We start from the raw sequence: 24,461 nt of genomic DNA, 5'->3' as shown, positions 1-24,461 counted from the left end.
GCGGGTGGCGGGCGGCCGGGTTGCCGCCCGATTCGCCGTGGCAAGCGCTCGGCAGGCGCCGCGCACCGGCGATCGCCGCGTGCCATAAATTCTTAACGATCGGCGTGAACAATGGCGTTCGCTACAGGCGGCCGGAAGCATCCCCCGCGTTGCACACGTGTGCAACGCCCGGCCGTCCCGCCACCACGCCGAACGAGAGAGACCTCATGACCTTGCTGAGCCGCCTGCGCGCGCTGTCCGCCGCCCTTGCGCTGTCCTTCGCCGCCACGCATGCCGTTGCCGCGGATCTCGTCATCGCAGGCCGCGACGATATCTACGGCAAGGGGCTGGCCGACGCCGTCGCCGGCTTCAACAAGCTGCACCCGGGCACCGAGATCGAGCTGCTCAAGCTGCCGAACGCGAACCTGTACCAGAAGCTCAAGCTGTCGATGCGCGAAGGCACCGGCGCGTACGACCTCGTGATGATGGACGACACGTGGGCGCCCGAATTCATCGGCAACGGCTGGCTCAAGCCGCTGCCCGCGTCGCTTGCTGACGCCGATCTCGTGCCGTCCACCGTCGCGCTCGGCCGCAACGCGGCCGGTGCGCTGTACGCGCTGCCGATCGTCGGCAACGTCGAGATGTTCGCGTACCGCAAGGACCTGCTCGCGAAGTACAAGCTGCAGCCGCCGCGCAACTGGGACGACGTGCTGAAGATCGCGCAGACCGTCGGCGGCGCGGACAAGAGCGTGTCGGGCGTCGTGTTCCGCGGCACGAAGGGCAACCCGGTCGTGACGGGCTTCCTGCCGATCCTGTGGGCCTATGGCGGCGACGTGTTCGACCGTGCCGGCAACGTGACGATCGATTCGCGTGAGGCACAGGCCGCGCTGAAGACCTTCCTCGCGCTGAAGGCATCCGCGCCGAAGGACGTCGACGTGTACGGCGCGGCGGAAGTGCGCGATGCGCTGCAGCGCGGCACCGCCGCGCAGTCGATCGAGGTATGGCCGGCGTGGGTGCCGGCGCTCGACGATCCGAAGCAGTCGCGCGTGGTCGGGCAGATCGCGCTGCAGCCGCCGCCCGGGCAGACCGCCGGCCCGGCGCCGATGCTCGGCATCTGGCAGATGGGCATCCCGAAGGACGCGCCGCACGCGAAGCTCGCGCAGGATTTCCTCGCGTACCTGACCGCCCGCGATACGCAAACGCGCCTCGCCGGCATCGGCATTCCGCCGACCCGCCGCAGCGTGTTCAACGATCCGGCGCTGGTGCGCCAGTACCGCTGGTACCCGGATCAGCTGAAGGCGCTCGAAGCCGGCCGTGCGCGGCCGCGCGTGAACGACTGGCAGCAGGTCGAGAGCATTCTCGGCGACCAGCTGCAGCTCGCGCTGACCGGGCAGGCCGCCCCCGACGCCGCGTTGCGCCAGGCGCAGCAGAAGATCGCGCAGGCGACGGCCGCGGCCGGCAAGTGACCACGCGCCTCGAACCCTCGCCGGAACACAGCGCATGAAAGCCTTCGGCCGCAGCCTGCCGTTCGTCGCGCTGCTCGGGCCCGCGCTGCTGGTGCTCGCCGCGCTCGCGCTGTATCCGGTCGCGCAGGTGCTGATCGATTCGTTCTGCCGGGTCGACTACTCGGCCGGCCGCCGCGCGTTCGTCGGGCTCGCGAACTATCGCGCGGTGCTCGGCGACGACGCGTTCACGGCCGGCTTCGGCAACACGCTGCGCTTCACGATCGTCGCGTCGCTCGCCGAAGTCGCGCTGGGCTTTGGCCTCGCGCTGCTGTTCGTGCGTGCGTTTCCGGGGCGGCGCATCGCGCTGCCGCTCGCGATCCTGCCGATGATGCTGTCCACGCTCGTGTGCTCGGCGATCTGGCGCAACTGGCTCAACTTCGACGGCTTCCTGAACGCGCTACTCGCGGCGTTCGGCGTCGAAGGCGTGCGCTGGCTGTCCGATCCGCATCTCGCGCTGTGGTCGCTCGCGCTCGTCGACGTGTGGCAGTGGACGCCGATGGCGTTCCTGATCGTGCTCGCCGGGCTGCAGTCGATCCCGCAGGAGCTGTACGAAGCCGCGCGCACCGACGGCGCGAGCGAGTGGCAGTGCCTGCGCGACATCACGCTGCCGCTCGCGGCGCCGCAGATCGGCCTCGCGCTGCTGCTGCGCTCGATCGACACGTTCAAGCTGTTCGACAAGGTCTATGCGCTGACGGGCGGCGGCCCCGGCAACGCGACGCAGACGCTGTCGACCTATATCTACGACACGGGCTTCCGCTTCTTCAACGTCGGGCCGGCGAGCGCCGCGTCGGTGCTGATGCTCGCGGCGTCCGCGCTGCTGGTTTCGGGGTACGTATGGCAGACGGTTCGCAAGCGGCGCACATGACGGCGCAACCCGCCCACATCACGGGCGCACGAACGGGCGCCGCTTTGGGTCGCGCGATGCCGTGGGCGTTGCGCATCGCCGCGCTCGCGCTGTTGCTGCTGCCGTGCCTGTGGATGGCTGGCGCGGCCTTCATGCCGACGCTCGAACGCCTCGATCACCCGTTGCGGATCTGGCCGGCCGCGCCGACCGTCGAGCATTTCGCGTCGGTCTGGTCCAACGGCATCGGCGCGCCGCTGTTCAATTCGCTGCTGGTCGGTTTCGGCACGACGCTGCTCGCGCTGGCGCTCGCGTTTCCGGCCGCGTATGCGCTCGTGCGGCTGCGGTTTCCGGCGCGGCTCGACCTGCTGTTCCTGGTGCTCGTGCTCGCGTTGAAGCTGATGCCGCCGATCACGATCGCGGTGCCGCTGTTCGCGCTCGCGAAGCGGCTGCACCTGCTCGACTCGACGCTCGGCCTGATGCTCGCGTACCAGATCTACGCGTTGCCGATGGCGATCTGGATGCTGCTCGCGTTCGTGCGCGACGTGCCGATCGAATACGAGGAAGCCGCCTGCATCGACGGCGCGGGTCTCGCGCGACGCCTCGTCCAGATCGTGCTGCCGCTGTGCGCGCCGGGGCTGATCGCGACCGCGATCTTCGTGTTCATCGCCGCGTGGAACGAATTCCTGATCGCGCTGCTGTTCGTGTCGACGCCGAGCCGCTTCACGCTGCCGCTCGCGATTGCCGGCTACGTGACGGAGAACGGCATCGACTGGGGCGACCTGATGAGCGCGGGGCTGATGGCGTCGCTGCCCACGCTGGCCGTGGCCGGCTATGTGCAGCGCTACCTGTTGCGCGGGTTCGCGGGCGGGCTGAAGTGACGCGCGGCGTCGCCGCGCCCGATTCTCCGTGGTTATGCGCAGCTGGCCCGCACCACCTGCGTGACCGGCGCGATGCGCGTGCGCGACGGGCCGTCGAACGCCTGCATCCGGTCGGCGAGCAGGTCGACCGCCGCCTGCGCGAGGCCGCGCGTGTCCTGCCGCAGCGTCGTGAGCCGGTACGCATCGTAATCGGCGGCCGGGATGTCGTCGAAGCCGATCACGCGAACGTCGTCCGGCACGCGCAACCCGAACTCGCTGCGCGCGACGTCGATCACGCCGAGCGCGAGCAGGTCGGACGAGCAGAACACGCCGTCGGGCCGCTTGCCGTTCGCGAACAGTTGCCGCGCGGCGTCGACGCCGCTTGCATGCGTGTCGGACGGCGTGTCGAGCACGTGCGCGAGTGTCGCGTCGAACGCGTCGCCGCGCCCGATCGCCTGCTCGAACGCGGCAGCGCGCGACTGCGCGCTGTAGCTCGCGCCGCGCGGCCCGACGAACGCGAGCCGGCGCGCGCCGGCCCGCACGAGCCGCTGCGCTGCGTGGACGGCGCCCGCCGCGTTGTCGCTGACGACGATGTCCGCGCCCGGCAGGTTCGCCTCGCGGTTGATCATCACGACCGGAATCCGGTGTTCGAGATACTGCTGCGCGACCGACAGCGGCGGCGACGCGGACGTCATCACGAGGCCCGCGATCCGGTAGCTGAGCAACTGTTCGAGCGATTGCCGGACCTGGCGCGGATCTTCCGCATTGGTCACGAGCGGCGTGAGCGCGCGCTGCCCGAGCGCGGCCATCAGGTCCGACAGCAGCCGTGCGCGAAACGGATTCTCGAACCCGGCCGTCACGACGCCGATCATGCTGCTGCGCTGCGTGATCATGTCGCGGGCGATCAGGTTGACCTGGTAGCCGAGCGCGCGCGCGGCGACCATCACGCGCTCACGCGTCTGCGGCGCGATGCTCGCCGTCGGCGAGAATGCACGCGACACCGCGGAGCGCGACACGCCGGCGCGCGCCGCGACATCCGATGCCGTGACCCACGGCTTTCTTTCCTTGTCATTCATCGATTCATGATCCCTTCGAGCCACGATACGTGCATGCCGCCCGCCGACTGGATGTCGGCGCTCGACGATGCGCGGCTGCTGCATACGCTGACCCTACCGGGCAGCCATGACACCTGTGCGTATACCGTCGACGATCGGCTCGTGCGCACCCAGCATGCGCCGCTCGATGCCCAGCTCGCGCATGGCGTGCGGCTGCTCGACATCCGCTGCCGGCACGTGCGCGATGCGTTCGACATCCATCACGGCGGCATCGCGCTCGGCATGACGTTCGACGACGTGCTGGCCACCTGTGCGCGTTTTCTCGACGCGCATCCGCGCGAATGCATCGTGATGTCGATGAAGGACGAATGGCCGGCGCACGCGTGCACGCGCGGTTTCGATGCGACGTTCGACGCGCATCGCGCGCGGCATCCGCGGCTGCGCTGGCATGCCGGCGGCACGCTGCCCGCGCTCGGCGACGTGCGCGGCGCGATCGTGCTGCTGCGCCGCTTTCGCAGTAGCCGGCCGCTCGGCATTGACCTGACTGCGTGGCCCGACAATGCGACGTTCACGATCGACCACCCCGACGGCGCATTCGTGATCCAGGACGAATACCGCGTGCCGGTTGCCGCGTCGATCGGCTGGAAGTGGCGTGCGATCGACGCGCTGCTGACGGATTTGCCGTCGCCGGACAGCGGCCGCTGGGCGATCAACTTCTGCAGCGGGACGGGAATGGGCGCGAATCCGTCGGTGGTCGCACACGGCGACGGCAACGTGCGGGGCATTCATGCACGGCTGGCCGAACGGCTGCGCGAGCAGCCCGGCCCGTATGGCGCGATGCTGCTCGACTTCTGCGATGACGACGACTGGGCGCTGGTACGCGCGCTGATCGCGTGCAACGACCATGTGCCGGCGCCGGGTATCTGGCGCAAGACGTTTCGCTGTTAGTGGAGATTGGCGCTGAAGAACGCGAGCGCCTTTGCATCGAGCGTTTCGTGGAAGGCCGCGCGATCGAATCCCTTCGCATCGGTACAGACTTCGGGCGAGACGTGCGCCAGTTGTTCGGGGCACGGCGCGAGAAACGCGAAATGTGCGGAATTCGGTACGACGTGGAATTCCGGCCGTTTCGGCAGCATGTCGGCCAGCGCGGGGACCGTTTCCGGCTCCACGCCGTCGCCGCCGGCTTCGGATCCCCAGAGCTGGATCGGCGCGTGCACGTCCTTCAGCGTATCGGCGCTCGGGAATTCGTTCATCGGGTCGGCGATCACGTAGGCCTTGATCCGCGGGTCGTGCGTCAGCGGCCGGCGCGGCAGGTCGTGGTCGCGGATCTGCTTGCAGATCAGCCAGGTCGGGTCCGGACAGGCCACGTGCGCGTGGACGAAATCCGGATTGGCGCCGGCCAGCACGAGGCCCGTGTAGCCGCCGCGCGAAAAGCCGAAGAAGCCGATCCGGGCAGCGTCGATATGCCCGGCGTCGGGCCCGTCGGCCAGCATGTAGTCGACCAGGCGCTTGATGTCGTCCGGTCGCTCGACCAGCTCCCGCAGGTCGGCCGCGCGGCTCATGTCGGTGTGCGTGTCGCCGGGATGGTTGATTGCCGCGACGACGTAACCCGCGTCGGCGAGCGTTTCGGCGAGGTCGTGATGCCCGAAGTAGGTGCCAGCGTGGCCGTGCGAAATGACGACGAGCGGCAGCTTGTCGCCGACGGTCGGGCAGTTGCGTTGCCCTTTCAGCACGAACGGGCCGATCGTGAGCGGCTGCGCGGGGGTTGCGCAGGGCGTCCAGATGACGGCGCGCAATTCGGGGCCGGCCGTGTCGGCCGGGATAGTGACGAACTTGACGCCGGCCGCATGCGCGACCGTGGCGGACAGGCAGAGCAGGGCAGCCGATAGCCAGGTCTTCATGTCGATTCCCGGGGCAACGGATTGGACGCGGCGCGACCTGCGTCGGACAGAGGCGCTTACCGCGTCGCGATCGCCACCGCGGCACCGGCCATCGCGGTCGCGCTCGTGCGGTTGGCGAACCGCTTCGCGCGTGCCGATGTCAGGAACGCCCGTGCGCGTGACGCAAGCAGCGACCAGAAGCAGTCGGCGAGGATCAGCACCGCGAGCATCGTGCCGACCAGCTCGGCCCATGCGGTCACACCCACGTGCGTGAGATCGACGAGCGTCGGCAGCAGCGCGAGATAGAACACCATGATCTTCGGGTTGCCGAGCGTAACGAGCATGCCTGCGACGAACATGCGCCATGGCGACTGGCCGCGCGGCAGGTCGTCGGCGTCGGTCGCGGTCGGCGCGGTCCACATCTTCCACGCGAGGAACAGCAGGTACGCGACGCCGAGCAGCTTCAGCACGATCAGGCCCGTTTCGAACGTGCGCGCGAACGCGGACAGCCCCGCGACCGCGAGCGTGAGCCACAGCGCTTCGCCGACCCACATGGCCGCGAGGAACGGCAGCACGTCACGCACGCCGTTCGTCAGCACGCGCGCGACCAGCGCGGCGACGCTCGGCCCGGGCGTGCCGGCGGTGACGAGCAGGGTGACAGCGAAGACGGCGAGCGCGGACAACGTCATGGCGAACCTCGTGGGTGGGGGGCGTTCGAAACGTATGAGGTTTCGATTATAGTGACGGCCGTTCCAGACTGCCTGAATCGCCGTGATGACTGCATCGATCCTGATCCGTCCCGCCACGCGGGAAGACGCGGCCGCGATGGCCGCCGTCGAAGTCGCCGCCGCGCAGCGGTTCCGCGCAATCGGCATGACCCACATCGCCGACGCCGAGCCGACCGATGCGGCTGCCGTGCGCGTGCGCATCGACGACGGTCGCGCGTATGTCGCGGTCGATCCGGAGGGCACGTGCGTCGGGTTTGCGTTCTACCGGCTGCTCGATGCGCAGCGGCTTTATCTGGAAGAGCTGGATGTCGCGCCGTCGCATGCCGGACAGCGGATCGGCGCGCGCCTGATCGAACAGGTGATGGCACGCGCGGCGCAGGAAGGGATCGCGGAGGTCGTGCTGTCGACGTTTCGCGACGCGCCGTGGAATGCGCCGTACTACGCGCGCCTGGGTTTCAGCATCGTCGACGACGCCGCGCTCGACGACACGCTGCGCGCGATCCGCGCGCACCACGTCGCGCTCGGCCTCGACGAGACGCAGCGCGTGTTCATGCGGGCGGACGTGCGCCGCTGAACACGCGCTGCTGAACCGTCAGGCCGCGTCGCTCAGCGCCGGGTAATCGGTATAACCCGTTTCGCCTTCCGCGTAGAACGTCTCCGGCACCGGCTTGTTGAGCGGTGCGCCGAGTTCGAGGCGGCGCGGCAGGTCGGGGTTCGCGATGAACAGCTTGCCCCATGCGATCGCGTCGGCGCTGCCGTCCTCGAGCGCAGCCTGCGCGGTGTCGAGCGTGAACTGCTCGTTCGCGATCAGCGGGCCGCCGAATGCCTCCTTCAGGCGCGGGCTCAAGTGGTCGCCCGAGTACGACTCACGCGTGAAGATGAAGGCGATCTTGCGACGGCCGAGTTCGCGCGCGACATAACCGAACGTTGCCGCCGGATCGGAATCGCCCATCGTGTGCGCGTCGCCGCGCGGGGCAAGGTGCACGCCGACGCGGCCGGCGCCCCACACGTCGATTGCCGCATCGACCACTTCGAGCAGCAGGCGTGCGCGGTTCTCGATCGGGCCGCCATATGCATCGGTGCGGTGGTTGGTGCTGTCCTGCAGGAACTGGTCGAGCAGGTAGCCGTTCGCGCCGTGGATCTCGACACCGTCGAAGCCGGCGGCCTTCGCGTTTTCCGCACCCTTGCGGTACGCGGCGACGATGCCCGGGATTTCGTCGAGCTCGAGTGCGCGCGGCGTCACGTACGGGCGCTGCGGACGCACGAGGCTCACGTGGCCGCCCGCGGCGATCGCGCTCGGCGCGACCGGCAGGTCGCCGTTCAGGAACACCGGGTCGGAGATCCGGCCGACGTGCCACAGTTGCAGCACGATCCGCCCACCGGCCGCGTGCACGGCCTGCGTCACCTGTTTCCAGCCTTCGACCTGCTCATCGGACCAGATGCCGGGGGTGTCCGCGTAGCCGACGCCCTGCGGCGTGACCGACGTTGCCTCGGTAATGATCAGGCCGGCCGTCGCGCGCTCGGCGTAGTAGCGGGCCATCAGCGCGTTCGGCACGCGCGTCGCGCCCGCACGGGAGCGGGTGAGCGGCGCCATCACGATGCGGTTCGGCAGGGTCAGGTCGCCGAGGGTGACGGGATCGAACAGGGTGGGCATGGCAAATAACCTCTTCACGAAAGGCGGGAAACCGTCGCGTCATGGGCGACAGCGTTCCGCATGGCCGGTTCGGCCGTGTTGACTAGAGTTCGCGGCGCAGGGCGTCGTGAAATGCGTCGATGACGGCCTCGTTGCGCTGAAAGAACGCCCACTGGCCGATCCGTGTCGACGTCACGAGCCCCGCGCGCTGGAGCGTCGCGAGGTGCGCGGAGACGGTCGACTGCGACAGCCCGCAGCGCGCGTCGATCTGGCCCGCGCAGACGCCGTGTTCGTACGGCAGCGTCTGGTTCGGGAAATGCTCGCCCGGCGTTTTCAGCCAGAGGAGGATTTCCCGGCGCACGGGGTTCGAGAGCGCTTTCAGGATGGCTTCGATGTCGAGTTCGGTCGGCATGGATGGGTTGGGCGTTTCGGTCAGGCAATGAAGTATCGTCGATGGGCGAATCTTATATCGGAACTTGACGATATGTTTGAAAGCATTGCTGGCAATGGGGTTGATAGTGAAACGCGATAACGGGGATGGATCGTGATGACTTTCGAGGGTGCGGGGCGGGTCGTACTGCGACCGCGCGATCCGGCCCTCAGTCGGGCAGTCCGACGAACGTGTACCGGCCCTATATCGCATCGACATGCGCGAGCGTATCGAGCACGCGTATCACGGGCGGGTGGCCATACACCCGCTCGACCATCGCCTTGTATTCGTCGCCATGCCAGAAATCACGGTCGATCCTCCGCCGGCAAATCAGGGGAATGAACTTCACATGCCGACGTACGAGACGGAAACCGTGTCGCATGCGCTTCAAGCGGCAGGCGCAGTGCATTCGCGAGATAACTGACCGTCCGATAGAAGCCCGCGAGCATCAGCAACTCGAGCCGTGCCTCGTCACTGAAATGCCGGCACAGCGTGTGCCACAGGTCATCGTCGATATCGCAGTGCCGATGCAGCGCATCGCACATCCGGATCAGCACCTGGTCGTCGTCGTTCCAGCATGTGTCGTCAGCCGAGCCGCAAGCCAACGACCGGATTTGCTCGCTGCTCAGCTTCGCCGTCCGGGCGAACACGGCGACATGCACGCCCCATTCGTATTCGCACCCGCAAAGCGCGGTAGTGCGGTCGATGACGATCTCACGTTGCCGGATGTCGAGATGGCCCTTGTCCAGCAGGCCGGCGGCAAAGAATTTCGTGAACAGGCGCGGATCGCGCGCGAGCGTGGTGAAGAGTCGCAACGGTGGACGGCCCTGCATGATCCGGTCGATCGAAGCCGCGATGTCGGGTTCGAACGGCGGTGATGCGGATGCAATACGCTGAGTCATGTGAGCCCCGTGCCCGAGACGATGCATGCGTGGAAGCGTAGGCGTCGTGCTTTAAAAAGTAAAGCGGAACCGAGGCGCGATTCAAGCGATTGACTCTGCCTGGCGATTGCTTTAAAAAGTACAGCATGACCACACCAAAAATCGGACAGCGCGTTCGCGGATCGAAGACGGGACGACCCATCATGGTCGTGCTGGATCTGCTCGGGCGGCGTACTACGCTGCGCATCCTGTGGGAACTGCGTGGCGAGCCGCTCACATTCCGCGCACTGCAGGAAGCCTGCGAAACGAATGCGCGCCTGCTCAATACGCGACTGGCCGAGCTCAAGGCATCGGGCCTCGTCGAGCATGGCGAGGGCGGCTACTGCATGACGGCCGAAGGCCGGCGGCTCGAGGCGGCGCTGCAACCGTTGCTGGGGTGGGCAAAACAATGGGCGAAGCGCGACCCGGACGGGTTCGACGCGGCCGATCGCGAGCAATCCGGTCAGGAGCGCTGATCGATCGCCACGCGGATGCGCAGCGCAACGTCATGCCGGTTCGCGCGTCGCGCGCAAGCCGATTTTTTGCGGAGCGTCCTTTCATGCCTGTTCAGGCCGTCATCTTCGATTTCGATCTGACGCTGGCGGATTCGTCCGCCGCAATCATCGAATGCACGGAATACGCGCTGCATCGGCTGGATGCCGCCGGCGCGACACCGGCGCAGATCAGTGCCGTGATCGGGCTGCCGCTGCACGAAATGTTCCGCGTGCTGACGGGCGAAACCGAGCCGGCGCGGGCCGACGCGTTTGCGCGCCACTTCGTGGCACGCGCCGACGAGATCATGGTGCACGGCACGCGCATCTATCCCGATGTCCCGTCGCTGCTTGCGCGTCTGCGCGAGCAGGGTCTCGCGGTCGCGATCGTGTCGTCGAAGTTCCGCTACCGGATCGAGGCGATTCTTGCGCTGAACGAACTGCAGTTGCGCGTCGACGTGCTGATCGGCGGGGAGGACGTGCAGCGTCACAAGCCCGATCCCGAAGGGCTCGTGCTCGCGCTGGCGCGGCTGGGCGTGCCGGCCCGTTCGGCGATCTACGTGGGTGACCACGCGGTGGATGCGCAGGCGGCCGAGCGTGCCGGCGTGGCGTTCGTCGGCGCGGTGAGCGGGATGACGTCGTTCGATGGATGGGCACGCGCGGGCAAGCAGGCGGTGGTCACGCATCTCGGCGAACTGGATGCGATCGTGCAACGGATGCAGCGCGATGCGTCCGAAGCGTCGGGCTGACGCGCCCCGGGCCGTCGATCGTCGGAATTTCGATGACCCTGACGATCCGCTTCCAGGTCAGCGCGATCGACTCGCCGGCGGCTGGTGGGGCCGGTGACGGATGCCGGGAATGGGCGGGCGGCGCGAACGCGGCGCAGAACCGGCCCACTGACGCGCTTCCCGGAACCGTCCGGCAGCGCGCGACGGATTCTGCGACCATCGCCGTTAAATTCATGTCCGCCACTCGATCCGTCGCCATGTCACTCATTTCAGTTGCCTTTGCAAGCATCCGGCGCTCGCGCGTATTGCCGGCCGCCCGAACCCTGGCGTTCGCGATTTCGGTCGAGGCAGCCATCGGTGTCCTGGGCGGCGCGCATCCGGTCGAAGCCGCCACGCCCACCCAGCGCGAACGTCTCGAAGCACCGGTGAAGGCAGTCGCCGACCAGCGCTTGACCGTCGACACGCCGCAGGGCAGCGCGATGTTGCCCGTCTATGCCGACCATCCCGTCGACAAGGCGGCACCCGACGTCACGCGTGTGTTCATCGTGATTCACGGCACGCTGCGCAACGCCGACGCTTATTACGCATCGGGGCTCAAGGTCGTCGAGAAGGCCGGTGCGGCGGGCCAGGGCACGATGGTCGTCGCGCCGCAATTCCTGACACGCGCCGATACGCGTGCGTTTTCGCTACCCGCGCCGACACTCGCCTGGACCCAGGAAGGATGGAAGGGCGGCGAACCGGCCCGCCAGCCCGCCCCGATCAGTTCGTTCACCGCGCTCGACGCATTGCTCGCGCATTTCGCCGACCGCAGCCTGTATCCCGCGTTGTCGACGGTCGTCGTGATCGGCCACTCCGCCGGCGCGCAGTTGCTGCAGCGTTACGCGGTGGCCGGGCACGAAGGCGATGCGCTCGCGCGGGCCGGCATCGCAGTGCGCTATGTGGTCGCGAACCCGTCGAGCTACCTGTATTTCGACGACGAACGGCCGGACGGCCAGGCGATCGCCAGCGGAACCTGCCCACGCGCGACAGCGTGGAAATACGGGCTGAAGTCGGCACCGCCTTATGTCGCGTCGCAGGACGTGCGCGATCTCGAAACACGCTATGTCGCGCGTCATGTCGTGTACCTGCTCGGCCAGGCCGACACGAACCCTTACACCCACTTCATCGACCGCTCATGCGCGGCCATGGCGCAAGGCCCGTACCGGCTCGCACGCGGGCTCGCGTATTTCGACTATCTGAAGAAACGGCATCCTGACGATCTCGCGCAACAGGTCGTCGAAGTGCCGGGCGTCGGGCATGACGGCCTCGGCATGTTCACGTCCGCTTGCGGGCTGGCCGTGCTGTTCGGGCACGCGTTGCCGCCATCGTGTCCGGTCGTTGCCGGCACGGCGCCGGACAGGCGCGCGGCAGGGCAGTGAGCGGGCGTGCGAGATCCGCGCACGGCGAAAATCGATCGGTCAGAGACATGCAGGCTCCCGGTTCAGGATGACGGCGGTGCCGGGAGCGCTCCCATGAACATCACGATCCTCGACGATTATTTCGACACGCCGCGCGGAACGGTGTGCTGATGGTCGAGGTGAACGCAGCCGGCCGTGCCCGGCTTCAGGCTGGTCGCGCCTGATCGAGCCGAAACGCTCGGCGCGCGATAGCGGCGCCGCGTATCACGCCGGATCTTCCGTGATCGGCGGCCCGCTGGCGTCGAATACCGTCAGGCCTTCCGTCGGGTCCGTCGGCGTATCCCACGGACGCGCCGCGATGGCCCGTTGTGCGGCCTCGTAGCCGGCTTGCCGGCGGGCCTCGATGCCGGCCGGCGTGAAATCGATGTCCTTGAACTGATTGTCGTCGGCGAGTCGCGGCGCCGCGAGCTTGATCAGATGCATCGTGGTTTCGCATCCCCACGCGGTGAGCCGGCGCACGGCCGGCGACGCGCGTTCGGCCTCCGGCACGTGCCGGGCCAGCTCGCGGATCACGTGGCGCAGCCGGTGAATTTGCTGCTGGCGCGCGATGTGGCTGTCGGTGCGGCTCGCGTACTGGATGTCCTTCTGCCGCTCCGACACCTGCCAGATGCTCTGGGGCTCGGGGCCGGCCGGGTTCCACATCTGGACCGAGAAGATGATCGAGCTGCGGCGCGGATTGTCGTCGAGCACGACCTCGACCGGCGTGTTCGAATACACGCCACCATCCCAGTACGGTTCGCCGTCGATCCTGATCGCCGGGAATGCGGGCGGTAGCGCGCCGGAGCTCATGATGTGCTCGAGCGCCAGTCGCGTATCGCGGGAATCGAAATAGCGCATCGTGCCCGAGCACGCATTGACCGCGCTGACGGTCAGGCGCGGGTGGCCCGCGTTCAGCAGCTCGGGATCGATCAGCGACGCAAGGGTGTCGCGCAGCGGCGCGATCCGGTAATACGACGCGCGATCGACGCCGAGGCGGACCATCGGCCCGAGCCAGGAGGCCGGATTGGGCTGGAAGAATCCCGCGATGCCGCCGCCGATGATCATCAGTTCGGCCAGCGTCCGGTTCCAGCCGGGCAGCAGCGGCCCAGTGTCGAAACGGGTCCGTTCGGTCACGCGGCGCCAGAATGCCGACAGCTTCTCGTAACGCTGCGCTGGCGGGTTCCCGGCGATCAGCGCCGCGTTGATCGCGCCGATCGACGTCCCGACCACCCAGTCGGGCCGGATGCCGGCTTCGTCCATCGCCTGAAAGACGCCGAGCTGGAAGGCGCCCAGTGCGCCGCCGCCCTGGAGCACGAGCACCACTTGCCCGGGGAGATCCATGCGTGCCGGCTGGCTCGCGGTCATGGCTGGCCTCGCTGCGTGTGATAGTGGGTCGGGTACGAACGGTTCGATTCAGTTTAGGCGATCGACGGCGCAGGGCCGCCCGCAGTGCAACGGGCGGCCGCGTTCGATTCGACGTCAGTCGCTTCCGACCCTCGAGCGCGTGTCGTGACGCGCCGCGTCATTCGACCGTGATGGTCTCCTTCATGTACGGGTGAATCCCGCAGAACACCTTGTAGACGCCCGGCTTGTCGAAGCGGAACGAGTAGGTATCGTTCTGGTCGAGTGCGCTCGAGTGAAAGATGCCGGCATCGTTGACGACCGTGTGCGGCTCTCCGTCGAGGTTCTTCCACGTGATCGTCGTGCCGGCCTTGATCGTCGTCGACATCGGCGAAAACATGAAGTTGCGGATCGTCACGAGCGTGCCGTCGGGGCCCTGCGCGAACGCGCTGAGCGGGGCGGTGGCGCACAGGAGCAGCGCCGCGATGAGGCTGGATCGCTTGAAACGGGTCATGTCGGTCTCCCTTGGATTCAGTGCGTCAGGCCAGCGTCGCATCGCGCAGCGACGACGCGACCGGATGGCCGGCGAATTCGACGGTCGTCACGCCGAGCATCGACGGCAGCCGGTCGCGCGGCACGGTGAGCGGCACGGGGCCCGGGCCGTTGCCGGCCGTCGGTTGCGGGAACGCGGTGGAGCGCGCGGTGTGGAACGTCACGTTGCCCTCGACCTTCGACACGATCTGGTGGATGTGCCCGTTCAATACGGTGACCGAACCGAAGCGGCGCAGCAGCGCCATCGTCTGCGGCGCGTCGCCGGTGCCCCAGCCCCACGGCTCGTAGATGGTCCACATCGGCATGTGCGAGAACACGACGATCGGCGTGCTCGACGAGCGGCCCTTGAGATCCTGCGCGAGCCACGCGAGCTGGTCGTCGCCGAAGCTGCCGAGCCCGTTCGGCTTGAAGTGCATCACGTTGACGAGGCCGATGAAGTGCACGCCGGCGTGATCGAAGCTGTAATAGCCGCGGTTGTCCGACGCCTTGCCGAATCGCCCGAAATATTCGGCGCCCGAACCGTCGGTGACGTCGTGCTCGCCGGGCACCGTATGCAGTTCCGGCACGCGCAGCGCGGCGAGCAGTTGCGACGCGTGGTCGAACTCCTCGGGCTTGGACAGGTGCGTGATGTCGCCGGTATGGATGGCCAGCGCGGGCATCGCCGGCATGCCGTTGACGAGGTCGATCGTCTGCTTCAGCGTGGCCGATACGTCGGGGTTCGCGTCCTTGTTGAAGCCGATGTGCGTGTCGCTGATCTGCACGAACAGCGGGCGGCCCGCGTTGGCCGGCAGCGCGTCGCCGGTCTGCGCGAGCGCGAGGTCGAACGGCGTCAGGATGCCGCCCGACAGCGTAAACAGCGTGCCGAGGCCGCCGAAGGCCATGCACTGCAGGGCCTTGCGGCGCGACGGGTTGGTGGGGGTCGATGAAGACATGTGAGCCTCGCATTCGTGTGACGAAACCGGACGGCCGGATCGTCCTGGAATAAGCCGGCGCCTTCGTGTGCCATACCGGCGCAGCGGCGAATTTATTCCCGCCAGTTACAAGGTCGAACGCCCGTGTTTGCGGCTTGCGCGGCGATCCGGGATGCCTGTCGGATGACCTGTCAATGTCCTGTAAGTGACACGTCACATTTGCGTCACGACCGATCGATAGCCTGCCACTCCGAGTCACCTATCCGGAGCCCCTTCATGCCGAATCTCGCGGCAACGGAAACCAGTGGTGCGGTCAGCACCCGCACGCGCATCGTCAGCCTCGCGCTGTTCTTTCTGATCATTGCCTGCGGCATCGTCTACGTCGGTATCCACCTGAGCGCCGACCTCAGTCCCGTCAAGGAAAGCTCGGTCCTCCCGTTCCTGCTGCTGATCGTCGCGCTGCTGATCGCGCTCGGCTTCGAATTCGTCAACGGCTTCCACGACACCGCGAACGCGGTCGCGACCGTCATCTATACACACTCGCTCGACCCGCACCTCGCCGTCGTGTGGTCCGGCCTCTGGAACCTGTTCGGCGTGCTCGTGTCGAGCGGCGCCGTCGCGTTCGGGATCCTGCAGTTGCTGCCGGTCGAGCTGATCCTGCAGGTGGGCAGCGGCTCGGGCTTCGCGATGGTGTTCTCGCTGCTGATCGCGGCCGTCACGTGGAACCTCGCGACCTGGTATTTCGGGTTGCCGTCGTCGAGTTCGCACACGCTCGTCGGCTCGATCATCGGCGTCGGTTTGATGAACCAGATCGTCAGCGGCCCGTCGGGCACGAGCGGCGTCGACTGGAACCAGGCGCTCGGCGTCGGCAAGGCGCTGCTGTTCTCGCCGCTGATCGGCTTCGTGCTGTCCGCGCTCGTGCTGCTGCTCCTGAAGGCGCTCGTGCGCGTGCCGGCGCTGTACCAGGAGCCGAAGGGCAACAAGCCGCCGCCGTTCTGGATCCGCCTGCTGCTGATCCTCACCTGCACGGGCGTGTCGTTCGCGCACGGCTCGAACGACGGGCAGAAGGGCATGGGGCTGATCATGCTGATCCTGATCGGCGTGATGCCGACCGCGTATGCGCTGAACAAGGCCGTGACGCCCGATCAGACGAGCACGTTCGTCGCGGTGGCGCGCCACGCGTCGACGACGCTTGTCAAATATGCGGACCCGGCTGCCCGGTCGACCGACCCGCGCGCCGATGTCGAGGCCTACGTGCGCACGCACAAGCTGACGCCGGCGACGATTCCCGCACTGGGCAAGCTCACCGACACCATCGCCGACCAGGTCGCGCAGGCCGGCGGCATCTCGAGCGTGCCGCAGAACCTCGTCGACAACGTGCGCAACAACATGTACGTCGCATCCGAGGCGATCCGGCTGATGGAGAAGGCGAAGGCGCCGGCGTTCTCGGTCGAGGACGCGAGCGCGCTCGAAGCGTTCAAGAAGCAGATGGACCGCGCGACGAAATTCATCCCGACCTGGGTGAAGGTCGCGGTCGCGATCGCGCTCGGCCTCGGCACGATGGTCGGGTGGAAGCGGATCGTCGTGACGGTCGGCGAGAAGATCGGCAAGTCGCACCTGACATACGGGCAGGGCGCATCGGCCGAGGCCGTCGCGATGCTGACGATCGGGATGGCCGACGCGTACGGGCTGCCGGTGTCGACGACGCACGTGCTCGCGTCGGGCGTGGCCGGCACGATGACGGCCAGCGGCGCGGGCCTGCGCTGGAATACGGTGCGCAACCTCGTGCTCGCGTGGGTGCTGACGCTGCCCGCGTCGATCGCGCTGTCCGCCGCCCTGTACTGGCTGCTGCACGGGCTGTTCTGATTCGCGCCGGGGGCGCGACGCCCGGCCGCGCGGCACGCGGCTGGACCCATCGATTTTCAATTCAACACAAGACGCTACCGATGGATATCAGTTTCTTCGATCCGAATCGCACCGCCAACGCGTCCGCGTGGCGCGTGCTGCCCAACCGCTGGGACGTGGTCGCGTTTCCGCTGATCATCGGCATACTCGCGATGGCGATCGTCGGCTTCCACCAGACGATGGCGCCGATCGGCGTGCTGCAGACGCAGAAGATCTCGCTCGCCCCGTCGAACCTGCCCGAATACGCGTTGCGCACCACGCTGCGGATGCTCGCCGCGATGGTCGCGTCGCTCGTGTTCACGCTCGTCTACGGCACGCTCGCCGCGAAAAGCCGGCGTGCGGGCATGGTGCTGATCCCGATCCTCGACATCCTGCAGTCGGTGCCGGTGCTCGGCTACATCTCGTTTACCGTCACGTTCTTCCTCGCGCTGTTTCCGGGTCGCGTGCTCGGTGCGGAGCTGGCCGCGATCTTCGCGATCTTCACGAGCCAGGCGTGGAACATGACGTTCAGCTTCTACCAGTCGCTGCGCACGGTGCCGCGCGACCTGAGCGAAGTGTCGCGCGGCTTTCACCTGACGCCGTGGCAACGCTTCTGGAAGCTCGAGGTGCCGTTCTCGATGCCGGGGCTGATCTGGAACATGATGATGTCGATGTCGGGCGGCTGGTTCTTCGTCGTCGCATCGGAAGCCATCACCGTCGGCAACCAGACCATCACGCTGCCGGGCATCGGCGCCTATCTCGCGCAGGCGATCTCGGACAAGAATCTCGGCGCGGTGGGCTGGGTGATCGTCGCGATGTCGGTCGTGATCCTCGCCTATGACCAGTTCCTGTTCCGTCCGCTCGTCGCGTGGGCCGACAAGTTCCGGATGGAGAACACCGCGTCGGGCGATGCGCCGCAATCCTGGCTGCTCGACATGATGCGCCGCACGCACCTGATCCATCAGCTGCTCGTGCCGGCGGGCTGGCTGCTGTCGCAGGCCGCGCGGATTCCGCTGCGCTTTCCGTCGCTGACGAGCACGCGTGCGCGCGGTGCATCGTCGCGCGGCGCGTCGCGCATCGGCGACATCGTGTGGGGCGCGTTCGTGATCCTGCTGACGGCGTACGTCGTGTGGCGTGTCGTCACGTTCGTCGCGACCGGCGTGACGATGGGCGAAGTCGGGCACGTGCTCGTGCTCGGTCTCATCACGCTGCTGCGCGTGCTGGTGCTGATCGCGATCGCGTCGGTGGTCTGGGTGCCGCTCGGCGTGCTGATCGGGCTGCGCCCCGCGCTGGCCGAGAAGATCCAGCCGCTCGCGCAGTTCCTTGCCGCGTTCCCGGCGAACCTGCTGTTCCCGGTGTTCGTGATCGTGATCGTCCGTTTCCACCTGAACGCGGACATCTGGCTGTCGCCGCTGATCGTGCTCGGCACGCAGTGGTACATCCTCTTCAACGTGATCGCCGGTGCGATGTCCTATCCGAACGACTACAAGGAAGCGACGAAGAATTTCCGCATCCGCGGCTGGCAGTGGTGGCGGCAGGCGATCCTGCCCGGCATCTTCCCGTACTACGTGACGGGCGCCATCACCGCATCGGGCGGCGCGTGGAACGCGAGCATCGTGTCCGAGTTCGTGCAGTGGGGCGACACGAAGGTCGTGGCTCACGGCCTGGGTTCGTATATCGCGCAGACCACCGCCGCCGGCGATTTTCCGAAGATCATCCTGGGCATCGCCGTGATGTCCCTGTTCGTTACCCTGTTCAACCGTCTGCTGTGGCGTCCGATGTACGCCTATGCGGAATCCCGGCTCCGTCTCGATTGAGAGTAAGCGCGATGCAAAATTCGACCGTTATCAACGCCCCCGCCAAGACGTCCCAGCCGCTGCAGCCGCCGCGCCTCGGTGACGAAATCCTGCGCGTCGAGCATGTGAACCGCGGCTTCAACAAGTCGCAGGGCGAATTGCTCGTGCTCGACGATGCGAACCTGTCGCTGCGCGAAGGCGAGATCGTCGGGCTGCTCGGCCGTTCCGGCTCGGGCAAGTCGACGCTGTTGCGCATCATCGCCGGGCTGATCGAGCCGACCGGCGGCGAGGTGACCTATCTCGGCCAGCCGCTGCGCGGCCCGGCCGAAGGCGTCGCGATGGTGTTCCAGACCTTCGCGCTGTTCCCGTGGCTCACCGTGCTGCAGAACGTGGAAGCCGGCCTCGAGGCGCTCGGCGTCGGCGCACGCGAGCGGCGCGAGCGTGCGCTGGCCGCGATCGACCTGATCGGTCTCGACGGCTTCGAGAACGCGTACCCGCGCGAGCTGTCGGGCGGCATGCGCCAGCGCGTGGGCTTTGCGCGCGCGCTCGTCGTCGACCCGACGATCCTGCTGATGGACGAGCCGTTCTCCGCGCTCGACGTGCTGACGGCCGAGACGCTGCGTACCGACCTGCTCGATCTGTGGACGCAAGGTCGGATGCCGATCAAGTCGGTGCTGATCGTCACGCACAACATCGAGGAAGCGGTGTTCATGTGCGACCGGATCCTCGTGCTGTCGTCGAACCCGGGCCGCGTGATCGCCGAGATCAAGGTGCCGTTCAAGCATCCGCGCAACCGGCTCGACCCGGCGTTCCGCAAGCTCGTCGACGACATCTACGCGAAGATGACGGCCCGCCAGACCGGCGAGGCGACGAAGAAGGGGCTCGAGCTCGGCAGCTGGCTGCCGCAGGTGTCGACCAACCTGATGGCCGGCCTGATCGAGACGCTCGCAATGGCGCCTTACCACGGCCGCGCGGACATGCCGGAAATCGCACGCACGCTGCATCTGGAAGTCGACGACCTGTTCCCGATCGCCGAAGTGCTGCAGTACCTCGGCTTCGCGGACGTGCGCGAAGGGGACGTGTTCCTCACGCCGCCGGCACGCGTGTTCGCGGAATTCGGCACGCAGGAGCGCAAGCTGATGTTCGCGGATCATTTGCTGAAGCACGTGCCGCTTGCTGCGCGTATTCGGAAGGTGTTGAACGAGCGCCCAGGCCATAGGGCGCCGCGCGTGCGGTTCGAGCAGGAACTGGAGGATTTCCTGTCGGACGAAGCTGCTGAGGAAACGCTCGATGCGGTGATCGACTGGGGGCGTTACGGGGAAGTGTTCTCGTATAACGACAAGACCGAGGTGTTCAGTCTCGAGGATGTCGAGAGCTGATCGTCGAGCACGCACGGCATCCCGTCACGCACGACCGTGACGGGATGCCATCATGAGCCGTCTGCCTCTTCCCATTGAGCGAGAAGCTCCGGCGGAATGGCCCTGACGACATCGACGTAGCGCTTTCCGACGAATTGTTCGGCGCGTTTGAGCAGCACCGGGATGGGGCTGCTCGGTTCGTTGATTTCGAACCAGTTGCGTGCCGTGCAGATCAGCGCCAACGCTGCCTGCCGGTCCGTTGGCGCAAGGGGGCCGGGCGCGGCAAAGGACGTCGGGGTTGGCACAGCCTCCTCCTCGCCGTCCGGACCTGCCGGCGCTGTGGCCGTTTCGTCGAGCGCCGCCAACACCGGCGTATCGCGTGCCTCGTGTTCGACCGCATGCAAGGAGCCGGATCGGCTGTCGACCTGCGGTTCGCCTGCCTGAAAGAGCTTGAGCAGGCGGATCAACGGGGAAAAATCCGGCAGATACGTCTCGAGGTGCGTCGAGCACCACGAATCGATAGCGGAGAGGCTCGAGATCGCATCGTCGAAGGCCTTCATCGTCGACGGCTGTTGTTCCCGCAGGTTCTGCAATTGCAGGGTGACCGAATCGGGCGCGAGCGCGTCGGCGGGACGCGGATGCGCGAACGCGCGCTCGACGTCACGAACCTGCAACCGGGTGGCAGTCGATCGTGTCAATACGATTTCCCGCACATCGGCCAGCAACCCTTCCGGATCCGACAGCGCCTGCAGCGCGTTCATGCGCATCTCCAGCGCGGCATGGCGATCGTTGTCGGCATCGGCCTGCGGATGGACCTGCTCCGGAAAGGCCTGCAACCACGCCGCCAGTAACCGCATGCCTTCCGACAGGCCTGCGACGCCGCCCAGGCGCGTGCGGCAGCGCGTATGCAGCACGGCAACGCGTATGTCCTTCGTGCGCGTCATCAGCCGCCGGCAGTCCCGCTCGGTCTCGCTCCAGTTCAGCGGTTCGGGCGAACCGACGAATGTGCCGTACTGCACATCCTGTCTGGGTGCGGTGCCGGCAAACAGCACCACGAAATCATGGTCGTATTCGAGATCCGGGCCGCACGGTTCCGTGCCGCTCAACGGCGCCAGCCAGTCGTCATGCGGTGTATCGGCGACGGGCGCACGGCCACGCTTGTTCGAGGCGGGAGAGGATTGCTTGCTCATGGTCGAGGTTCGGAGGCAGGGGCGCGATGATTGAAATGGCGTGCATGGCGTTCTGGCTCGAAGCGCATGCCGGTGATCGGCTTGTCGGTCGCGGGGCGGCCCAGCCATCCGGACCAGCCCATGCGCTGCCGGCCGCCCATGACGGCTGGCGGCGCGCTCTCGGGCTTGATGCGAAGCTCCAGTTCCCACTCGAGCTCGTGGCCGACGAAGGCCCGAACCCACTCGACGAGTCGCGGCAGGTCCTCGCCTTGCGGCGTGAAGCGCAGGTAGGCGTCCAGATCGACGGGGCCGATCACGATGCGGAACCGGTGCTGGCGATCCGGTGCGACACGCCCGAGCACCGCGCCCCGGCCCATCGTGGCGGCAGCGCCTGGGTACCCGATGCGCCCGCAGTCGGCTGGATCGATTTCAATCCAGTGAAAGACGTTTTCCTCGACGGCGACCGGGACACCGAAGTAGTGTTCGAGCGTGGTGCGCAGCCCGTCCGGATTGCGCGATTCGCGAACGAGATGGGCCGACGCAGCGAGGCGCGCATGTGACGGAAGCGGGCGTCGGTCGATTTCGCCGACCGCTTGACCGGCGAGGCTGGCGATATAGAACGAGAAGTGCTCGTCGTGTTTTCGGTCGAGACCCGCAGCCGCCTGCGCGGAAGCCCAGGCCCGATAGAACAGGGTGAAGAACCGATGATGGAAGATATCGAAGAAGTCGACCGTGGTCGTGTCGCGGCGGCTGCTTTCCCGGTCCTTCGCGATCTCGGTAACGTGGATCGGCAATGGACCGTTGGGCCCCAGCATGCCGAGACCGAACAGCCGCACCTTGAGTTGCCCGGCCGTCTCGTGCGCGCTCGCGATTTCCCGCGGCGGGAAGGCCAGGCTTGGCTGTTGGCCGAGCCTGAACGGTTCGGCTCGTGGCCGGCGTGCAGTGCCGATCGGATCGACCGCCGGGTTCGCGCCGATCCGCCGCAGCAACGACAGGAATCCGAAGCGCCAGGGTTCGGCCTGCAAGGATTCGAGCAGTTCGGGCGACAGCGTGGGGTGTGTGGCGCGCTTCATCACAGTGCTCCGCGCGTGCCCGTGCGCGCCGGCCATCGCGCGATCCGGCCGCGTTGCATCGAGTGCAACTCCGTCTGCGTGAAGCTGTTGATCGAGACGTGCCGCGCGAGCCAATGCTCGAGGATTACCCCGAAGAGATAGGGGCTGACGCCCGAGAAGCCTGTCTCGTCGACGGTCAGCGCACATTCGATGCCGCGGCCGAAAGTCATCGGGCCGGTTCCCGGCAGCTTACGCGTGACGGGGCGCGTCTTCACGCCCACGAGGCTCTCGACCTGACGGCCCTGCCCGGAGTCGCCATCCACGAGGTACAGACGTAGCAGATCGCGCAGGCCTTGACCGCCCTCCCGGTGATCGAGTGCTTCGAGCGGCAGATAGTTGAAGTTCAACTGGCGGATCAGGCGCCACGCCATTTCCCGCTCGGCATAAGGCGGCAGCGGTGCGCTCGGCGGCCGGATCAGGCCGATGCTGTCGACTGGCGCGGACTGCGCCGTTTCCAGGTCGTGCACGCCGTTGCGCGGCACGAGCGTGGCGAGATCGCGGTTCGTCAACAGTGCCTCGACCGACAGGAAGCGAATGTTTTCGCCGTACGGTGCCTCTGCCTGGTCGACGAGCGAGAGAAACACCTCCGTCCCCACGTAAGGCGTGCGCGTGCCGTAACGGCGTGCCGAATCGGACAACAGGCGCCGCTCGCGCCGCACCGAAAAGTAACGACCGTGATTGCCTTCATCATTGTTCAGCGTCTGATAAAGCGGCCGGAACTCGAGTTCGGAAGACGTCGTGGCGACCTGCCCGTAGACGGTGCGGACCGAGAACACCTCGTAGTCGAGCGGCGTGAGTCTCGCCGGCACCAGATGGAATTCGGTGTCGCGCGGCGAGATCTCGACCCGGTCGGTATGTTTGCCGAACAGATTGATGACGGGCGTGCAGAAGAGTGCGAAGCGCGAGGCATCGACGAGATTGGCGAGTGGGCCGGGCACCCGGTCGAGCAGCACGACGATCTCGACCTCTCTGCCCTTGACCCGCGAAAAGCCCTCGGCAAGGCCGTTCAACGCAAAAAACCAGAACCGCGCGGGGCACGCGAAGTATTCATGCAGCAGGTTGTGCCCGTGGAATTTGGCCCAGTTGAGCGGCAACAGGCTTTGATCGATGCTCAATCCTTCGTGTTCGATCGCGTTTTCCATGACGGCCGCAAGCGGGCGGCCGGGCGTGCCGAATTCCCCGGGCGCGCCGATAACGGAGGCCATTCCGCCCGCATGCAGCAACTCGAACAGGTGCGAGGCGACCTGTTCGTCGCCTGCCAGATACACCGGAAGCCGCTCGAGTCCTTTCAGGTCGGCGATCCGCATGTTCCCCGTGGTCGCGAGCCTGATCCGCAGCGCGCCGCGCACTTGCCTGTCGGGCGGGCCATAACGCTCCAGCGCCGGGATGTCCGGTGGAATGCCTGTCAGCCGCGCTTCGGTGATCGTGAGCGGCCACAGCGTGACGTCCTGCCCGCTCGTGAACTGGCATGCCGTGCGTTCTCCATCGGGAACCTTCGCGGTGAACGCGGTCCCGCGCTCAAGGCGATAGCCGCCGGCCAGACTGCCTTCGGACTTCCCGGGATACAGGCGGGCGATCGAGATCGACGGGGTCGGCGCGACGTAGTTCGGGTAGATGACCTCGAGCAAGCGTTCCGTGAAGCGCGGAAACTCCGCGTCCAGCTTGATCTGCGTGCGCGCAGCCATGAAGCTGAACGATTCGATCAGCCGCTCGACGTAAGGGTCCGCCACTTCGCCGGCCTGCATGCCGAGCCGGCGCGCGATCTTCGGATGCGCATGCGCGAACTCGGCGGCGAGCTCGCGCATGTAGATGAGTTCCTGGTTGTAGTAGTCGAGCAGTCGCGGGTCCATCG

Annotated in this window: 23 protein-coding genes; 11 read left to right on the top strand and 12 right to left on the bottom strand. The window is 67.1% G+C overall.

Annotated elements, in window-relative coordinates:
• Positions 1–206 precede the first annotated feature (206 nt).
• From CFB39_RS27600 to CFB39_RS27590, 3 genes are read left to right on the top strand one after another with little or no spacing between them, the layout of a single operon-like run.
• Positions 207–1,445 (top strand): ABC transporter substrate-binding protein, encoded by a 1,239-nt coding sequence (locus CFB39_RS27600; protein ID WP_046548265.1) that lies wholly within the window; start codon positions 207–209, stop codon positions 1,443–1,445.
• A gap of 34 nt (positions 1,446–1,479) precedes the next feature.
• Complete coding sequence (locus tag CFB39_RS27595) at positions 1,480–2,349, top strand: carbohydrate ABC transporter permease (protein WP_089475209.1); 870 nt, start codon at positions 1,480–1,482, stop codon at positions 2,347–2,349.
• Positions 2,319–3,206, top strand: a complete 888-nt coding sequence (locus CFB39_RS27590) for a carbohydrate ABC transporter permease (RefSeq protein WP_373452743.1) — start codon at positions 2,319–2,321, stop codon at positions 3,204–3,206. Before CFB39_RS27595 ends, CFB39_RS27590 begins: the two co-directional genes overlap by 31 nt.
• A gap of 32 nt (positions 3,207–3,238) precedes the next feature.
• Here CFB39_RS27590 and CFB39_RS27585 read toward each other — a convergent pair whose 3' ends face one another.
• On the bottom strand, positions 3,239–4,261 hold the full coding sequence (locus CFB39_RS27585; RefSeq protein ID WP_089475207.1) for a LacI family DNA-binding transcriptional regulator: 1,023 nt from the start codon (positions 4,259–4,261) through the stop codon (positions 3,239–3,241).
• Between the two features lie 6 nt (positions 4,262–4,267).
• On the opposite strand from CFB39_RS27585, the gene CFB39_RS27580 reads away from it, so the two are divergent.
• On the top strand, positions 4,268–5,188 hold the full coding sequence (locus CFB39_RS27580) for a phosphatidylinositol-specific phospholipase C (RefSeq protein ID WP_179257737.1): 921 nt from the start codon (positions 4,268–4,270) through the stop codon (positions 5,186–5,188).
• On the opposite strand, the gene CFB39_RS27575 is transcribed toward CFB39_RS27580, so the two are convergent.
• Positions 5,185–6,141 (bottom strand): serine aminopeptidase domain-containing protein, encoded by a 957-nt coding sequence (locus CFB39_RS27575; RefSeq protein ID WP_089475205.1) that lies wholly within the window; start codon positions 6,139–6,141, stop codon positions 5,185–5,187. The two genes, CFB39_RS27580 and CFB39_RS27575, sit on opposite strands and share 4 nt — an antisense overlap.
• 56 nt (positions 6,142–6,197) lie before the next feature.
• Positions 6,198–6,809 carry a LysE family translocator gene (locus CFB39_RS27570; protein ID WP_089475204.1) on the bottom strand — a complete coding sequence of 204 codons (612 nt, stop codon included), beginning with the start codon at positions 6,807–6,809 and terminating at the stop codon, positions 6,198–6,200.
• Positions 6,810–6,894: 85 nt separating this feature from the next.
• Between CFB39_RS27570 and CFB39_RS27565 the strand changes: the two genes are divergently transcribed.
• A complete protein-coding gene (locus CFB39_RS27565; RefSeq protein WP_089475203.1) occupies positions 6,895–7,422 on the top strand; it encodes a GNAT family N-acetyltransferase in 528 nt (175 codons plus the stop codon).
• Positions 7,423–7,440: 18 nt separating this feature from the next.
• Here the strand turns inward: CFB39_RS27565 and CFB39_RS27560 are convergent, their stop codons facing one another.
• The 3 genes from CFB39_RS27560 to CFB39_RS27550 all read right to left on the bottom strand — a co-directional run bounded on the left by CFB39_RS27560 (position 7,441) and on the right by CFB39_RS27550 (position 9,813).
• Positions 7,441–8,502 (bottom strand): alkene reductase, encoded by a 1,062-nt coding sequence (locus CFB39_RS27560; RefSeq protein ID WP_089427114.1) that lies wholly within the window; start codon positions 8,500–8,502, stop codon positions 7,441–7,443.
• Between the two features lie 82 nt (positions 8,503–8,584).
• On the bottom strand, positions 8,585–8,893 hold the full coding sequence (locus CFB39_RS27555) for a helix-turn-helix transcriptional regulator (RefSeq protein WP_089427115.1): 309 nt from the start codon (positions 8,891–8,893) through the stop codon (positions 8,585–8,587).
• Between the two features lie 323 nt (positions 8,894–9,216).
• Positions 9,217–9,813: a carboxymuconolactone decarboxylase family protein gene (locus tag CFB39_RS27550; RefSeq protein WP_089475202.1), complete on the bottom strand. Its 597-nt coding sequence runs from the start codon at positions 9,811–9,813 to the stop codon at positions 9,217–9,219.
• 182 nt (positions 9,814–9,995) lie between these two features.
• Here CFB39_RS27550 and CFB39_RS27545 point away from each other — a divergent pair, with 182 nt between their 5' ends.
• From CFB39_RS27545 to CFB39_RS27535, 3 genes are all read left to right on the top strand, one after another.
• Complete coding sequence (locus tag CFB39_RS27545; protein ID WP_231937848.1) at positions 9,996–10,307, top strand: winged helix-turn-helix transcriptional regulator; 312 nt, start codon at positions 9,996–9,998, stop codon at positions 10,305–10,307.
• 83 nt (positions 10,308–10,390) lie between these two features.
• Positions 10,391–11,071, top strand: coding sequence for an HAD family hydrolase (locus tag CFB39_RS27540; protein ID WP_089475201.1), 681 nt, complete (start codon positions 10,391–10,393; stop codon positions 11,069–11,071).
• 236 nt (positions 11,072–11,307) lie between these two features.
• Positions 11,308–12,468, top strand: coding sequence for an alpha/beta fold hydrolase (locus tag CFB39_RS27535; RefSeq protein ID WP_089475200.1), 1,161 nt, complete (start codon positions 11,308–11,310; stop codon positions 12,466–12,468).
• A 243-nt stretch (positions 12,469–12,711) separates the two neighbouring features.
• Here CFB39_RS27535 and CFB39_RS27530 read toward each other — a convergent pair whose 3' ends face one another.
• The 3 genes from CFB39_RS27530 to CFB39_RS27520 all read right to left on the bottom strand — a co-directional run bounded on the left by CFB39_RS27530 (position 12,712) and on the right by CFB39_RS27520 (position 15,311).
• Positions 12,712–13,851 carry a patatin-like phospholipase family protein gene (locus tag CFB39_RS27530; RefSeq protein WP_089475199.1) on the bottom strand — a complete coding sequence of 380 codons (1,140 nt, stop codon included), beginning with the start codon at positions 13,849–13,851 and terminating at the stop codon, positions 12,712–12,714.
• Between the two features lie 157 nt (positions 13,852–14,008).
• Positions 14,009–14,341 carry a cupredoxin family copper-binding protein gene (locus CFB39_RS27525; protein ID WP_089475198.1) on the bottom strand — a complete coding sequence of 111 codons (333 nt, stop codon included), beginning with the start codon at positions 14,339–14,341 and terminating at the stop codon, positions 14,009–14,011.
• Positions 14,342–14,366: 25 nt separating this feature from the next.
• The gene (locus CFB39_RS27520) at positions 14,367–15,311 is read right to left on the bottom strand and encodes a metallophosphoesterase (protein WP_089475197.1); all 945 of its coding nucleotides are present in this window, start codon (positions 15,309–15,311) and stop codon (positions 14,367–14,369) included.
• A 255-nt stretch (positions 15,312–15,566) separates the two neighbouring features.
• On the opposite strand from CFB39_RS27520, the gene CFB39_RS27515 reads away from it, so the two are divergent.
• From CFB39_RS27515 to CFB39_RS27505, 3 genes are all read left to right on the top strand, one after another.
• Complete coding sequence (locus CFB39_RS27515; protein ID WP_089475196.1) at positions 15,567–17,156, top strand: inorganic phosphate transporter; 1,590 nt, start codon at positions 15,567–15,569, stop codon at positions 17,154–17,156.
• A gap of 80 nt (positions 17,157–17,236) precedes the next feature.
• Complete coding sequence (locus CFB39_RS27510) at positions 17,237–18,991, top strand: ABC transporter permease subunit (protein WP_089475195.1); 1,755 nt, start codon at positions 17,237–17,239, stop codon at positions 18,989–18,991.
• Between the two features lie 11 nt (positions 18,992–19,002).
• Complete coding sequence (locus CFB39_RS27505; RefSeq protein WP_089427123.1) at positions 19,003–20,349, top strand: AAA-associated domain-containing protein; 1,347 nt, start codon at positions 19,003–19,005, stop codon at positions 20,347–20,349.
• Positions 20,350–20,399: 50 nt separating this feature from the next.
• Here the strand turns inward: CFB39_RS27505 and CFB39_RS27500 are convergent, their stop codons facing one another.
• From CFB39_RS27500 to tssF, 3 genes are read right to left on the bottom strand one after another with little or no spacing between them, the layout of a single operon-like run.
• On the bottom strand, positions 20,400–21,518 hold the full coding sequence (locus tag CFB39_RS27500) for an ImpA family type VI secretion system protein (protein ID WP_089475194.1): 1,119 nt from the start codon (positions 21,516–21,518) through the stop codon (positions 20,400–20,402).
• Positions 21,515–22,570, bottom strand: coding sequence for a type VI secretion system baseplate subunit TssG (gene tssG, locus CFB39_RS27495; RefSeq protein ID WP_089475690.1), 1,056 nt, complete (start codon positions 22,568–22,570; stop codon positions 21,515–21,517). The genes CFB39_RS27500 and tssG overlap by 4 nt, the downstream gene beginning before the upstream one ends.
• On the bottom strand, positions 22,570–24,459 hold the full coding sequence (gene tssF / locus CFB39_RS27490) for a type VI secretion system baseplate subunit TssF (RefSeq protein WP_089475193.1): 1,890 nt from the start codon (positions 24,457–24,459) through the stop codon (positions 22,570–22,572). The genes tssG and tssF overlap by 1 nt, the downstream gene beginning before the upstream one ends.
• Positions 24,460–24,461 lie beyond the last annotated feature (2 nt).

The sequence above is a fragment of the Burkholderia sp. AU6039 genome (assembly GCF_002223365.1).
Taxonomy (GTDB): domain Bacteria; phylum Pseudomonadota; class Gammaproteobacteria; order Burkholderiales; family Burkholderiaceae; genus Burkholderia.
This window is presented reverse-complemented; position numbering and strand designations above follow the sequence as displayed.

Coding starts and splice junctions, on each gene's coding strand:
- CFB39_RS27550 (WP_089475202.1), bottom strand. CDS start 9,813: ATGACTCAGCGTATTGCATCCGCATCACCGCCGTTCGAACCCGACATC.
- CFB39_RS27545 (WP_231937848.1), top strand. CDS start 9,996: ATGGTCGTGCTGGATCTGCTCGGGCGGCGTACTACGCTGCGCATCCTG.
- CFB39_RS27525 (WP_089475198.1), bottom strand. CDS start 14,341: ATGACCCGTTTCAAGCGATCCAGCCTCATCGCGGCGCTGCTCCTGTGC.
- CFB39_RS27585 (WP_089475207.1), bottom strand. CDS start 4,261: ATGAATGACAAGGAAAGAAAGCCGTGGGTCACGGCATCGGATGTCGCG.
- CFB39_RS27575 (WP_089475205.1), bottom strand. CDS start 6,141: ATGAAGACCTGGCTATCGGCTGCCCTGCTCTGCCTGTCCGCCACGGTC.
- CFB39_RS27570 (WP_089475204.1), bottom strand. CDS start 6,809: ATGACGTTGTCCGCGCTCGCCGTCTTCGCTGTCACCCTGCTCGTCACC.
- CFB39_RS27515 (WP_089475196.1), top strand. CDS start 15,567: ATGCCGAATCTCGCGGCAACGGAAACCAGTGGTGCGGTCAGCACCCGC.
- CFB39_RS27595 (WP_089475209.1), top strand. CDS start 1,480: ATGAAAGCCTTCGGCCGCAGCCTGCCGTTCGTCGCGCTGCTCGGGCCC.
- tssG (WP_089475690.1), bottom strand. CDS start 22,570: ATGAAGCGCGCCACACACCCCACGCTGTCGCCCGAACTGCTCGAATCC.
- CFB39_RS27510 (WP_089475195.1), top strand. CDS start 17,237: ATGGATATCAGTTTCTTCGATCCGAATCGCACCGCCAACGCGTCCGCG.
- CFB39_RS27580 (WP_179257737.1), top strand. CDS start 4,268: ATGATCCCTTCGAGCCACGATACGTGCATGCCGCCCGCCGACTGGATG.
- CFB39_RS27590 (WP_373452743.1), top strand. CDS start 2,319: ATGGCAGACGGTTCGCAAGCGGCGCACATGACGGCGCAACCCGCCCAC.
- CFB39_RS27555 (WP_089427115.1), bottom strand. CDS start 8,893: ATGCCGACCGAACTCGACATCGAAGCCATCCTGAAAGCGCTCTCGAAC.
- CFB39_RS27540 (WP_089475201.1), top strand. CDS start 10,391: ATGCCTGTTCAGGCCGTCATCTTCGATTTCGATCTGACGCTGGCGGAT.
- CFB39_RS27560 (WP_089427114.1), bottom strand. CDS start 8,502: ATGCCCACCCTGTTCGATCCCGTCACCCTCGGCGACCTGACCCTGCCG.
- CFB39_RS27530 (WP_089475199.1), bottom strand. CDS start 13,851: ATGACCGCGAGCCAGCCGGCACGCATGGATCTCCCCGGGCAAGTGGTG.
- CFB39_RS27500 (WP_089475194.1), bottom strand. CDS start 21,518: ATGAGCAAGCAATCCTCTCCCGCCTCGAACAAGCGTGGCCGTGCGCCC.
- CFB39_RS27535 (WP_089475200.1), top strand. CDS start 11,308: ATGTCACTCATTTCAGTTGCCTTTGCAAGCATCCGGCGCTCGCGCGTA.
- CFB39_RS27600 (WP_046548265.1), top strand. CDS start 207: ATGACCTTGCTGAGCCGCCTGCGCGCGCTGTCCGCCGCCCTTGCGCTG.
- CFB39_RS27505 (WP_089427123.1), top strand. CDS start 19,003: ATGCAAAATTCGACCGTTATCAACGCCCCCGCCAAGACGTCCCAGCCG.
- tssF (WP_089475193.1), bottom strand. CDS start 24,459: ATGGACCCGCGACTGCTCGACTACTACAACCAGGAACTCATCTACATG.
- CFB39_RS27565 (WP_089475203.1), top strand. CDS start 6,895: ATGACTGCATCGATCCTGATCCGTCCCGCCACGCGGGAAGACGCGGCC.
- CFB39_RS27520 (WP_089475197.1), bottom strand. CDS start 15,311: ATGTCTTCATCGACCCCCACCAACCCGTCGCGCCGCAAGGCCCTGCAG.